10 protein-coding genes are annotated in these 12,974 nt (G+C 65.5%); 4 read left to right on the plus strand and 6 right to left on the minus strand.

Annotated elements, in window-relative coordinates:
* Window positions 1-21 precede the first annotated feature (21 nt).
* Window positions 22-399: a hypothetical protein gene (locus AB7M16_RS06055; protein WP_172783106.1), complete on the minus strand. Its 378-nt coding sequence runs from the start codon at window positions 397-399 to the stop codon at window positions 22-24.
* A gap of 89 nt (window positions 400-488) precedes the next feature.
* Window positions 489-1,664 (minus strand): MFS transporter, encoded by a 1,176-nt coding sequence (locus AB7M16_RS06060; protein WP_453943380.1) that lies wholly within the window; start codon window positions 1,662-1,664, stop codon window positions 489-491.
* A 187-nt stretch (window positions 1,665-1,851) separates the two neighbouring features.
* On the opposite strand from AB7M16_RS06060, the gene thrS reads away from it, so the two are divergent.
* The 3 genes from thrS (at window position 1,852) to AB7M16_RS06075 (ending at window position 5,883) form a co-directional block, all read left to right on the plus strand.
* Window positions 1,852-3,894: a threonine--tRNA ligase gene (gene thrS / locus AB7M16_RS06065; protein WP_172783104.1), complete on the plus strand. Its 2,043-nt coding sequence runs from the start codon at window positions 1,852-1,854 to the stop codon at window positions 3,892-3,894.
* A gap of 93 nt (window positions 3,895-3,987) precedes the next feature.
* Window positions 3,988-4,551, plus strand: a complete 564-nt coding sequence (locus tag AB7M16_RS06070; protein WP_212260297.1) for a nitroreductase family protein — start codon at window positions 3,988-3,990, stop codon at window positions 4,549-4,551.
* Window positions 4,552-4,614: 63 nt separating this feature from the next.
* Entirely contained in the window at window positions 4,615-5,883 is a 1,269-nt protein-coding gene (locus tag AB7M16_RS06075; protein WP_453943381.1) for a serine hydrolase domain-containing protein, read from the plus strand.
* On the opposite strand, the gene AB7M16_RS06080 is transcribed toward AB7M16_RS06075, so the two are convergent.
* From AB7M16_RS06080 to AB7M16_RS06090, 3 genes are all read right to left on the minus strand, one after another.
* Window positions 5,869-8,331 carry a putative bifunctional diguanylate cyclase/phosphodiesterase gene (locus AB7M16_RS06080; RefSeq protein ID WP_453943382.1) on the minus strand — a complete coding sequence of 821 codons (2,463 nt, stop codon included), beginning with the start codon at window positions 8,329-8,331 and terminating at the stop codon, window positions 5,869-5,871. The genes AB7M16_RS06075 and AB7M16_RS06080 overlap by 15 nt on opposite strands.
* A gap of 1,202 nt (window positions 8,332-9,533) precedes the next feature.
* Window positions 9,534-9,773: a hypothetical protein gene (locus AB7M16_RS06085; RefSeq protein WP_246571525.1), complete on the minus strand. Its 240-nt coding sequence runs from the start codon at window positions 9,771-9,773 to the stop codon at window positions 9,534-9,536.
* Between the two features lie 322 nt (window positions 9,774-10,095).
* Entirely contained in the window at window positions 10,096-11,169 is a 1,074-nt protein-coding gene (locus AB7M16_RS06090; RefSeq protein WP_172783100.1) for a hypothetical protein, read from the minus strand.
* Between the two features lie 244 nt (window positions 11,170-11,413).
* Here AB7M16_RS06090 and AB7M16_RS06095 point away from each other — a divergent pair, with 244 nt between their 5' ends.
* Window positions 11,414-12,460 (plus strand): patatin-like phospholipase family protein, encoded by a 1,047-nt coding sequence (locus AB7M16_RS06095; RefSeq protein WP_453943383.1) that lies wholly within the window; start codon window positions 11,414-11,416, stop codon window positions 12,458-12,460.
* Here the strand turns inward: AB7M16_RS06095 and AB7M16_RS06100 are convergent, their stop codons facing one another.
* Window positions 12,461-12,889, minus strand: a complete 429-nt coding sequence (locus tag AB7M16_RS06100; RefSeq protein WP_453943384.1) for a CBS domain-containing protein — start codon at window positions 12,887-12,889, stop codon at window positions 12,461-12,463.
* Window positions 12,890-12,974 lie beyond the last annotated feature (85 nt).

Genomic DNA, 12,974 nt, shown 5'->3' on the forward strand with positions numbered 1-12,974 from the left:
CGCAGATATCAGTTCCAAATATTAGTTCTTGGGCAGCTTCGGAATGCTCTCGGCAAAGCCGTTGAAGCAGGACAGTCGCTCGTCCTCTTCCTTGAAGAAGCGGCAATCGGCGTAGCCCTTGGCCTTGGCCGGCTTCGGCTTCGGCGCCGGCGGGATGACGGCGTCGTAGCAGTTGAGGCGATCCTTGGTACCGTCGTCGATCTCGAGGCAGGCCTGGAGACGGACGGCGACCGATTGCGGCTTGCCCTTCGCCGCCGCAGCGGGCTTGGCCGCTGCCTCCTTGGTCCCTTTGGGCTTGACCTGCACGAGCGGCTTGTCCCCCACCATCGGTGGCTTCTCGGTCTGCGCAAACGCGGAGGCTGAATAGAGCACCGCGGCAACCGCCAGAATCATCCTCATCTCAGTCAACTCTCTTTGATCCCCACGCCGGCCTTCTACCGCTCCGGCGCGAGGTTTGCCAAGCGCCTTGCGCATACGACCTGCAGCGTTCAGGCGGTGGCGGCAGCCGCCCGCCGGGGCCGGGTCACGACCACCAGGATCAGTGCCAGCACGACGAAACCGACCGCGACGAAGCCGAGCGTGTGCAGGAGCTCGCGGGCGAACAGCAGCCCGCCGACAGCGGAGCCGACCGCCTGGCCTATATAGAGGACGGACGTGTTGAGCGCGACGGTGGCCGAGGCCAGCGGCGGCGCAGCCGCGACCAGCCGGACCTGCTGCATCGAGTTGGTCGAGGCGAAGCCAAGGCCCCAGACCGCGACCGCGCCCGCCATCATGACGAGCGAGCCGGCACCGAGCGCCCAGCCGCTCATCCCGGCGAGCAGCAGGCACGTGAACAGCAACGAGGTGCGGTAGGGCCCCGAAGTGTCGACGATGCGGGTCGCGACGACGACGCCGAGGAAGCCGCAGATCCCGTAGAGCGCGAAGACCGAGCCGATCGCATCGGGGCCGGCGCCAGTGAGCTTGTTGAGCAGCGGCCCCATATAGGTGAACACGACGAACTGCCCCGACATTTGCAGCATCGTGATCGCAAGCAGCAGCAGGATCGTCCTGCTTCGGCCGACGGTGGCCCATGTCTTCAGATCGACCGGTGCGCCCTTCAGGCCGCCCGGCAGACGCAGCAGCAACAACAGCAGGCTGGTGCAGCCGAGCGCGCCAATCCCGCCATAGGCCGCGCGCCAGCCATAACGGCTGGCGATGAAGGTGATCAGCGGCAGGCCGATGGCGGCTGCGAGCGACCAGCCGAGGAAGACGTACGCAATGGTGCTGCCGCGCCGTTCCGCCGGCACGATCAGTGCAGCCGTGCCGGCGGCCTGGGGCGTATAGAGCGCGCCGACTGCGAGCATCACGAGGCGAATGATGAGCAGGCTGGTGTAATCAGGCGCAAACGCGGAGGCGAGATTGCCGAGTGCAAGCACCGCCAGCGTCGTGGCGAGCAGGGTCCGCCTTTCGATGCGGCTGGTCAGCCACGCCGTCAGCGGCGAGCCGACGCACAGCGTCACCGCGCCGAAGGTGATCAGGAGCCCCGCCGCGTGGATGCTGATCCCGAGCCCCGCCGACAATTCCGGCAGCATGCCCGCCGGTGCCAAGACCGAGCAGCCGGTGACGAGATTGCCGAGCATCAGGGCGGTCGGCGCGAAACGACCGGCGGCGGGGGCATTTTCCATGCAAACGCATGTAGCGGCGGCCTGCGGCGGGTTAAAGGGTACAACGTCAAATAGTTGCGGGCTCCGCCCCGGGTTTTGCGCGCCACTTTCTTGGAAATGCCGGATTGCACGGGCCGAATCGCCTGATATATCGCTCGTTCCCGCTTACCTGCGCTCGTTCGCAGGAGTGAGCCTCAGGAGAAAAGCAATGTCCGACCAGCCCAAATCCGAGTCCGGGTTCCAGTACAGCCTCTCCAATTTGAAGCCCGTGACCCCCGCTCCCAAAGTCACCCTCACCTTCCCCGACGGCGCCCAGCGTCAGTTCGACAAGGGCATCACCGGCCTCGATATCGCCAAGGGTATCTCGCCCTCGCTCGCCAAGCGCACGGTTGCGATGGCGCTCGACGGCGCTCTCGCCGATCTCAACGATCCAATCGAGGCAGACGCCAGGATCGAGCTGGTCAATCGCGATGATCCGCGCGCGCTCGAATTGATCCGCCACGACTGCGCGCACGTGCTGGCCGAAGCGGTGCAGACGCTGTGGCCGGGCACCCAGGTCACGATCGGCCCGGTGATCGAGAACGGCTTCTATTACGACTTCTTCCGCAACGAGCCGTTCACGCCGGAAGATTTTGCCGCGATCGAGAAAAAGATGCGCGAGATCATCGCGCGCGACAAGCCCTTCACCAAGGAAGTCTGGGATCGCGAAAAGACCAAGCAGGTGTTCCGCGACAAGGGCGAGGCCTTCAAGGTCGAGCTGGTCGACGCCATTCCCGGCAACGAGCCGATCAAGATCTACTACCAGGGCGACTGGTTCGACCTGTGCCGCGGCCCGCACATGACATCGACCGGCAAGGTCGGAGGCGCCTTCAAGCTGATGAAGGTGGCCGGCGCCTATTGGCGCGGCGATTCCAACAACCCGATGCTGACCCGCATCTACGGCACGGCCTTCGCGAAGCAGGAGGACCTCGACGCTTACCTGAAGCAGATCGAGGAAGCGGAGAAGCGCGACCATCGCAAGCTCGGGCGCGAGCTCGACCTCTTCCACTTCCAGGAGGAAGGTCCGGGCGTCGTGTTCTGGCATCCGAAGGGCTGGACCATCTTCCAGCAGCTGATCGCCTATATGCGCCGGCGCCTGACCGGCGACTACAGTGAGGTCAACGCGCCGCAGATCCTCGACAAGGTGCTGTGGGAGACCTCGGGCCATTGGGGCTGGTACCGCGAGAACATGTTCGCGGCGCAATCGGCCGGCGACGAGGCCGAGGACAAGCGCTGGTTTGCGCTGAAGCCGATGAACTGCCCGGGTCACGTGCAGATCTTCAAGCACGGCCTGAAGAGCTACCGCGACCTGCCGCTGCGCCTCGCCGAGTTCGGCGTGGTGCATCGCTACGAGCCCTCGGGCGCCATGCACGGCCTGATGCGCGTGCGCGGCTTCACCCAGGACGACGCGCACATCTTCTGCACCGAGGATCAGCTCGCCGAGGAGTGCCTGAAGATCAACGATCTCATTCTGTCGACCTATGCCGACTTCGGCTTCACCGGCGACCTCACGGTGAAGCTGTCGACCCGGCCGGAGAAACGCGTCGGCACCGATGCGATGTGGGATCACGCCGAACGCGTGATGGCCACCGTGCTGCGCGAGATCCAGTCGCAGAACAATCACATCAAGACCGAGATCAATCCGGGCGAAGGCGCGTTCTACGGGCCGAAGTTCGAATACGTTCTGCGCGATGCCATCGGCCGCGACTGGCAGTGCGGCACCACGCAGGTCGACTTCAACCTGCCGGAGCGGTTCGGCGCGTTCTACATCGACCATGACGGCGGCAAGAAGCCGCCGGTGATGGTGCACCGCGCGATCTGCGGCTCGATGGAGCGCTATATCGGCATCCTGATCGAGCACTATGCCGGCAACTTCCCGCTCTGGCTCTCGCCGGTGCAGGCGGTGGTCACCACCATCACCTCGGAAGGCGACGAATACGCCAAGGTGGTGCTGGAGCAGGCGCGGCGCGCGGGGCTTCGGGTCGAGATCGACCTGCGCAACGAAAAGATCAACTACAAGGTCCGCGAGCACTCGCTGGCCAAGATCCCGGCCCTGCTCGTGGTCGGCAAAAAAGAGGCCGAGACGCATTCGGTCTCGGTCCGCCGGCTCGGCAGCGACGGCCAGAAGGTGATGACCACCGCCGAGGCGATCGCCGCCCTGGTCGACGAGGCGACGCCGCCGGATGTGAAGCGGGCGCGCGGCGCCGTCTGAGGCCTGAAATCGATCTAAATTCGCTTCCGGTTGCGGGCGTGCATGCTTATCTCGGCATGGCACGCCCGCCGACCATTTGAAGAGGATATCGCAGTGCCCGATGCCATCGAACTCCTGAAGACCCGCCGCTCGGTCAAGCCGCGCGAGATGACGGGGCCCGGCCCCTCGCCGGCCGAGCTCGAGACGATCCTCACCATCGGGGCGCGCGTGCCCGATCACGGCAAACTCGCGCCGTGGCGCTTCATCATCTTCGAGGGCGACGCCCGTGCACGTGCCGGCGAGGTGATCGCGAGGGTCTTCGCCAGGAAGAATCCCGGCGCGCCTGCGGCCGACGTCGAGACCGAGCGCAAGCGCCTCATGGACGCGCCGCTGGTGATCGGCATCGTCAGCTTCACCAAGCCGCATCCGAAGGTGCCGGCGTTCGAGCAGGAATTGTCGGCGGGCGCCAGCGCCATGAACATCGTCACGGCCGCCACCGCGCTCGGCTACGGCGCCTGCTGGCTGACCGGCTGGTTCTCGTTCGACCGCGACGTGCTCGAAGGCCTCGGCCTCAAGCCGGATGAGAAGCTCGCCGGCTTCATTCATGTCGGCACCCCGACCAAGCCGAGCGAGGACCGTCCGCGTCCGTCGCTTTCCGACATCGTGACGCGATTTTAATCGATGTCGTGTTGACGCACCGAGCGTCTTGCGGCTTGATCCCGCCGAGGAAGGAAGGTGCGGATGAGACGCCGTGAATTTCTGGTCGGGGCCGCGATGCTCGCCGGTACGATGGCGCGAAGCCGGGCCGCGGACGTCCCCGCCCCCTCGCCCGACGGGCTCGACCGCATCACCGCGTTCTTCGACAACGAGGTGACAAGCGGCCGCCTGCCGGGCGCGGTGATCATGGTGCAGCAGCACGGCAAGCCGGTCTACCTCAAGACCTTTGGCGTGCGCGACACCAGGACCGGCCTCGCGATGACGCCGGATACGATCTTCGCCATCCACTCCATGACCAAGCCGATCACGTGCCTCGGCGCGATGATGCTGATCGACGAGGGCAAGCTTGCGCTGACCGACCCCGTGTCGAAATACGTTGCGCTGTTTGCCGAGACCAAGGTCGGCCTCGAGGTGACCCGGCCCGGTGGCAAGCTGGAGCTCGACTTCGTCCCACCTGACCGCCCCGTCAACATCGAGGATCTGCTTCGGCATACTTCGGGCATCAGCTACGATTATATCGGCAGCGAATGGGTCGAGCACGCCTACAAGGCCGCCAACATTTTCGAGGGGAACTTCAACAACAGGGAATTCGCCGATCGCATCGCCAAACTGCCGCTGGCGCGGCAGCCCGGAACGCTGTGGCGCTACGGGCATTCCACCGACGTGCTCGGCAGCGTCATCGAGATCATCTCGGGACAGACGCTGTACGCCTTCCTGAAGGCCCGCATCTTCGATCCGCTCGGCATGAACAGCACCAAATTCGCGCTCGCGACCGAGGACGAGCTGGCGCGGATGGCGCGGCCGCTGCCGAACGACTTCATCCTGCTCGCCGGCGAGCGCGACCGCCTGGACCATCCAGAATGGCAGTCGGGCGGCGGCGGCCTGCTCTCGACCATCACCGACTATCAGCGCTTCGCGCAGATGCTGCTCAACGGCGGCGAGCTCGAAGGCAGGCGCTATCTCAGCCCCGCCGCGTTCAAGGCCATGACGAGCGATCAGATCGGGCCGGGCTCCGGCGTCGGACGCGACTATTTCTATTTCCCGGGCGACGGCTTCGGCTATGGCTACGGCCTTGCGGTACGCACCGATCCCGGCAACGCAAAGCCGCCGCCGCCGGGCTCGCTCGGCGAGCTGAAATGGGACTCAGGGAGCGGCACCTATTTCGGCGTCGATCCCAAGCTCGACATGGTCTACCTCATGATGCAGCAGACCCAGAACGAGCGCGGCCGCATCACGCCCGCGTTCAAGGCGCTGGTCTACGATTGCTATCCGCCCGCATTACGCCGCCCGTGAGGTGCGCTGGCCGAAATCGGCGAGGAGCTTTCCGATCTCGGCCGCGGGCCGCGCGGCGCTGAACAGAAATCCCTGCACCTCGTTGCAGCCTTCGGCACGCAGCCAGTCGAGCTGATCCTCGGTCTCCACGCCCTCGGCCGTCGTGGTGATGTTGAGGCTGCGGCCGAGCCCGGAGATCGCGCGCACGATCGCACCACAATCGGGCCGCTGCGCCAGATCCTTGACGAAGGAGCGGTCGATCTTGATCTTGTCGAACGGAAAGCTGCGGAGATAGCTCAGGCTGGAATATCCGGTGCCGAAATCGTCCATGGAAATGCCGACGCCGAGCTCGCGCAATTGGTGCAAGGTGGCGACATTGGCATCGGTCTCGGCCAGGAAGATCGACTCGGTGATCTCGAGCTCGAGCCGCTTCGGCGACAGGCCGGACTGCGCCAGGGCCGAGATCACGATCTGGACCAGGTTGCGGCTGCGGAATTGCGCCGGCGACAGGTTGACGGCGACCTTGACGTCGACGGGCCATTTCACCGCCTCGGTGCAGGCTTCGCGCAGCACCCATTCGCCGAGCTGGGTGATCAGGCCGATGTCCTCGGCGACCGGGATGAACTCGGCGGGCGAGATCATGCCCTTGTCCGGATGACGCCAGCGCAGCAGCGACTCGAAGCCGGAGATGCGGTCGGAGGCGATCGACACCAGCGGCTGGTAGTGCAGCTCAAACTCGCCATTGGCGAACGCCCGGCGCAGATCCAGCTCCATGTCGCGGCGCCTCTGCGCCTGGAGGTCCATCTCGCGCTCGAAGAAGTGGTGCACGTCGCCGCCGTCGGCCTTGGCCCGGTACAGCGCCATGTCGGCATTGCGCATCAACTCTTCCGGCGTCGTGCCGTCGCCCGGCGACAGCGCGATGCCGATGCTGGCGCCGATCACCATCTCCTGTCCATCGACGTCGTAAGGCGCCTTCAGCATGTCGATCAGCAGGGACGCGCAGGCGCTTGCCTCGTTCGGCGAGACGTCGGTTGCCAAGATGACGGCGAACTCGTCGCCGCCGAGCCGCGCGGCGAGATTGCTGCCGCGGACCGCAATGGTCAGGCGCTCGGCGACCTGCTTCAACAGGCGATCGCCCACCGGATGGCCGAAGGAATCGTTGATGTTCTTGAACAGGTCGAGATCGACGTAGAGCACGCCGACTCGTTTTCCCGCGGCCTGGTCCAGCGCCTGCTTCAACCGCTCCTGGAAGTGTTCGCGGTTCGGCAAATCGGTGAGCCCGTCGTGGTGCGCCATATAGGCGATGCGCGCTTCGGCCTTGCGCCGCTCGGTGATGTCGACCACGGCAACCAGATAGCCATCGCGTTCGTCGAAGGCGACGCGACGGCCGAAGGTGAGCACCTCGATCTCGCTACCGTCGGCGCGCAAGTGTCGCCAGTTGCGCGACGAGTGGTAGGCGTCGCCGAGACGCTCCAGCGCCGCGGCGTGGCTATCCCATTCGTCCTCCGGCCATATCTCGTGCAGCTTCATGCGCAGGAAGGTCGCGCGGCTGTAGCCGTAATGCTGGACCGCGGCGTCGTTGACGCTGAGGAACGCCTTGGTCTCTGCGTCGAACACCCACATCGGCATCGGGTTGTTGTCGAACAGCAGCCGGAACGAAGCATCGCGCCGCTTCAAGACGGTGACATCGGAGATGGTCAGCGAGACCACGTCGGCGAAGGCGGTGGCGCTGAGCCTGAGGTAGCGCCCCGCGCTCTCGATCTCGAGCTGCTCGCCGCGGCCGCCCGACACGGCCTTGAGCAGGAATTCCATCACCTCGGGCAAGGCCAGCAGCGTGCTGCCCTCGCCGATCCGCCGCCACAGCAGGCTTCCACCCACAACCTTCAGCAGCTCGCCCGCGCTCCTGTTGTGGTGCACAACCTGAAGGTCGAACGCCTTGCCGGCGGCGTCGCGCAGCGTCGCCAGCGAGACCACTGCGTCGTCGGTCGCGGAAAAGATGGCGTCGAGGAGATTGTATTGCGCGCCGCGCTCGTTGACATAGGCGCCGATCAGCGTCGCGCCCCAGCGCGAGGACGTCGGCAGCGCCAGCACGTCGTAGGTCCTGACCATGCCGTCGCGCACGCAATGCGCGCTGGCGCGGTGCGGCCGCCCGGCCGCCAGCGCGCTCGCCGCCGCTTCCGACAGCGCGGTGGCGCAATCGGGCGACAGCTCGGCAAGGGGAATGTCCCAGCGCTCCTCGCCGAGCCATTTCTGCACGTAACGTCCGCTGCGCGACAGCTCGAGCACACCATCGTTCTTGAGCAGCGCGATGTGGTCGGCGAGGCGTCCGAGGCTGCCGAGCATGACGTCCTCGTAGCGCGGCAGCCGCTCGCCCGGCTTCAACGCCGCACGCCATTTGCGCTGAAGCACCGGGATGTCGTCGAACATTTCGGCGGCCGGTTTTCCCGGCATCTTCTTCGCGGCAGTCATTGCAGTCCCCAACGCACTTTCCCGCCGCATCCAATGCAGGCGCGCTTAACGACGTGTAAAAAGCGCAAAGGCGTGGGTTCCATTCGGCGATTATGACAGTTTTAAGTCAGGTGTTGGTTAGTGGGCGTTAGAGACTGTGACGGTTGCGCGAAAGGTGCTCTCATGTCCCGGAGGCGACGCGGAGCGCAAGTGATGCGGCGCAGAGCCGGGACCCAGCACGCTGCGGAGTCGCTGATGCCTGGGCCCCGGCTCTGTAGCGCATCGTCGCACCGGACGATGCTTCGCATCGCCGGGGAGACGCTGCGCTGCGTCCGGGGCACGCGAGCGGGAGTTTTCGCACACCTGCCTCAACACCGTCATTGCGAGCGCAGCGAAGCAATCCAGGAATGCATCCGCGGAAAGACTCTGGATTGCTTCGCTGCGCTCGCAATGACGGCGTGTGGCAGGAAAATCGCTTTCCAAATGCTACTGTCATTCCCCGCGAAGGCGGGGAATCCAGTACGCCGCGGCCTATCGATTGAGCCATAACTGTCTCGGAGTACTGGATCGCCCGGTTAAACCGGGCGATGACAGCGAGTGTGTCGTCGCAGACACAGCTTCGCATCCTCGCGGCGCATTTCGCCCGAGTTATACCTTGTCGTCTCACCCTCAATTGAAAGAGGGCGCAGGGAAGACCGGGTGCCGGCCGGGCACCCACGGTCCACTGTGCGAAAGGTGGCAACAAGAATTTGCACAGCGGCATACAGGTGAAGCCAAACATCCGGCCTTCCCTGCGCAGTGGTCTTACGGCTTATGTCGCGCTCTCCCCGGGGAGCGATGCACTATTGCCCCCGTCGCCTTGCGGATGGCTGATGCGCATCGCCCGGTCGGGCAACCACATCACCACAAGACTTGACGCACAGACCCCGGGCGTCAGGACCACACGATTTTGCCGTACGCGAACCGCACCCGTCGTTGGCACGAGCTCTTCGCTCACGGCTCTCCGCCCTGCGAAGCTTTTCGCGCCGATGTGGCTCGCGTCCACCGCCCCCCGGCCCGCGTTCGTGACGATCGCGATACGCCCCTCTTCCTTGGGCCGGGTTGAGCCGACACATACGTCATTTCCGAATTTCGGTAAAGCGGAATATTTTCGACCGAGCCCATTGACCCATAAATCGGGTGTTCTGCCCGTCGGGCAACGCAAGGGATCGTAGCCCGCCCGACTAATCCTCGCTGGAGGCCGCCGAGCGGTTGCGCAAATGGGCCTGGGAAAGGAGGAAGAACAACGCGCGCTCGCCTTGATATTTGGCGGACGGACGCGTGCGCTCGAAGCCGTCGGCAAATATCTTGCCGGACTGGTCGCACACCTGCCACCGCCAGCCGAACCGCTTGCGCCTGGTGAGGATCACTTCGAACATGCCGACGAGCCTGGTCCCCTGCTCCGAGCCGGTCCTGCAAGGCAAGCGCCTGCTCCGGCTTCCCCCGTGGACGGACGCCAGACATATAGCGCAGCAGGATGGAAAGAGAATAAAATTGATGATCGGAAATACGTATCGTCCACGGTCGTGAGCGAGACGCGCCGCTGCTGGAATAAGCCGATGCCGCCGGTGTTTGTTGGCCGCTGCAGGGGCTGGTGGCGCTACCAGTGTTCAAGACAGAACACAGAAGAGTGGGGGACGGTTACTTGGCAGAAACCCGCTGAAGCCGACGGTAATGGAGGATGCACATCCGTGCGCGCGATGAGAATTGTCGTGCCGGAGCTTCTCGCCGCGGGCCGCCCCCGCCTTAGCGCGCGATGACTTCGACTTCGCCGTCGACGCCGTTGACGACGTTGAATCCGCGCTCGTAGACCTTGCCCTCGTTCTTGGCGATGGCGCGGTACTCGCCTTCGGACAGCACGACGCGCGGGAACGCGCCGATCGATTCCTTGATGACGTCGCCGCCCGGGGTCAGCACCGACCAGGCGGTGTTGGCGAGCGCCTCGCCGCCACGGTCGCTGACCAGCTTGAGGGTGATGACGGCGGCGCGGTGGGTGATGGTGACGTCTGTGAGCTTGCCGGCCTGAACGCGGATGTCCGAGCGCACCACCGAATTGGCATCGCCGTAGTTGGAGACAATGTAGTAGGTGCCCTCCGGGATCAGCACGACGTCGCCGGCGGCGACGTTCGGCACCAGGGAAGCGCGCTCGCCGGATTCGAACTGGCTGCCCTTGTAGATCGCGAACGAGATCTGGTTCTGCGGAATGCGGCTGGTGCCGACGCGGCCCTCGATGCGCAGGCCGCCGGCCGGCAGCACGAAGGATTCGCGGTTGGTCTCGGATTTCAGGCTGACGGTGCGCACCGCGCTGACGAGGCCGAAGGCAACGTGGACGACATAATTGCCGGGCGGCAGCACGATGTTCGGCGTCCCGCTGCGGTCCTCGCGGATCAGCTTGAAGGTGCCGTTCTCGTCGGGCCGGTCGGCAAACACGCGCCAGACCAGGCCACTGGTGATCGGAGCCGAGTCCTTGCCGTATTTCGCGGTCAGCGACAGCACGCCCTGTCCGGGCACGGCGGCATTCAGCGGGGCGGCCGGCGGCACGGTCGAGACCGCGGGCGGCGGCATGCTCGGGGTGGCCGGCTGCATCAGGGTCGGTGGCAGGCTTGGGGGTCCCGCGCCCGGCCCGGAGGGCGGCGCGAGGCTGACGGCGTTGCCGGGGTCGGGCACAGAGGCCGGCGGCACTGGCGGCGGACGATCCGAGAAAAGCTGCGCCTGGGCAGCATTTCGGCCGGAGATAATGACGCACGCGGCAAGGATCAGCGCCGGCAGCAGCCTGCCGCTGCGCCGCCATCCAATGATGCCGTCACCCCCGCGTGTCATGCTCCTTGCTTTTCACCGAAAACGCGGCAAATTCAAGCCTCTGAAACCCCAGGAAATACGGCCCCGGAAGGTTCTGTGGAACCGGGTTGACGGCTGCGTGATTAGTTCGCAAGCAACCCTCGCCATACTCCTGCCCCGTGCCCTTTCCAAAGCGGCATAAACCATGCCTCGCGCCTGATATGGCGGAGGGCACGTGCGATGCCTAGTCTGACGATGCGGGCTGGCCCGGCGTAGGAGAGTTGCGGTGCTGGACAGATTGAAAGGCCGGGGCGCGAACGGCTCGAACGGCGAGAAGGTGGGCGAAAAAGTCGGCTTGGGCAGCATCCGCCGGCCGGTCATCGGCCTTGCCCTCGGCGGCGGCGCGGCGCGCGGCTTTGCCCATATCGGAATCCTGAGGACACTGATTGCCAATGGGATCGTGCCCGATGTCGTGGTCGGCACGTCCATCGGCGCCGTGGTCGGCGGCCTCCATGCGGCCGGCCGGCTCGATACGTTCGAAGACTGGGGACGCAGCCTGCAAGGGATGCGCAACATCCTCGGCTATCTCGATATCCGTCTCAACGGCTCCGGCCTGCTTGGCGGCGAGAAGCTCGCGACCCGGCTCGAGGAGGCGATCGGGCACGTGCTGATCGAGGACCTGCCCATCAAATTCGCGAGCGTCGCGACCGAGGTTCGCACCGGCCACGAGATTTGGCTGACGCGCGGCCGCGTCGTCGACGCCATGCGCGCGTCCTACGCCCTGCCCGGCATCTTCGCGCCGGTGCTGATCGGCGACCGCTGGCTGGTCGACGGCGCGCTGGTGAACCCGGTGCCGGTCTCGGCCGCCCGCGCGCTCGGCGCCGAAATCGTCATCGCCGCAAATCTTTCCAGCGACATCTTCACCCATTCCACCACGATCTATTCACACGGCGCAGCGCCCGCCCCGGTCGTGCCGGCGACCGAGGAGCCGGCGGCCAAGCGGCGCTTCCCGCGCCTGTTCTCGCCCGAGAAGACGATGAAGCGCGAGTTCTTCGGCGGCAACGGCCGGCCCGGCATCTCGTCGGTGATGGTGGACGCCTTCAACATCATGCAGGACCGCATCACCCGCGCCCGTCTGGCCGGCGATCCACCCGACATGCTGATCACGCCGCGGGTCGGCCAGTTCGGCTGGTTCGACTTCCACCGCTCCGAAGACCTGATCGCACATGGCACGCGCGCCGCCGAGCGCGCATTGGAGTCCATCCAGGAGGCGATCCACGTGCTGGCGCCGGCGCCCGCGGGCACCGCGCCGAAAGCCGACGACCAGGCCTGATCAGGCCGTCTTGATGTAGTCGCGCAGGGCTTCCTGCTCGGTCTCGTATTCGCGGACACGCCATTTGACGATGTCGCCGATCGAGATCAGGCCGACCACCTTGCCGTTGTCGATCACGGGCAGATGGCGGAACTTGCCCGTCGTCATCGTCTCCATGAGCTCGGCGACGGTGTCGGTCTCCTTGCAGGTCACGACCTTGCGGGTCATCACCTCCGAGACCGGCGCCTCCAGCACGCCGGCGCCGCGATCGCCGAGCACGCGCACAATGTCGCGCTCGGACAGGATGCCCTCGAGCCGGCTCTGGTTCATCACCAGCACCGCGCCGATCTTCTTCTCAGCCAGCAGCTTGATCGCGTCCGCCAGCTTGGCGTCGGGCTCGACGCTCATGATCTGGTGGCCCTTGGTGTTCAGAATGGAACGTACCGTCATTGCCGCCTCCCTGAATCCGAGCCCGTCCGCCTTCGGCGGTCCGGACTTGTTCGCGAGTCTTCAACTAACAGTTTCAGCGCCGGTT

The sequence above is a fragment of the Bradyrhizobium sp. USDA 372 genome, assembly GCF_053629095.1.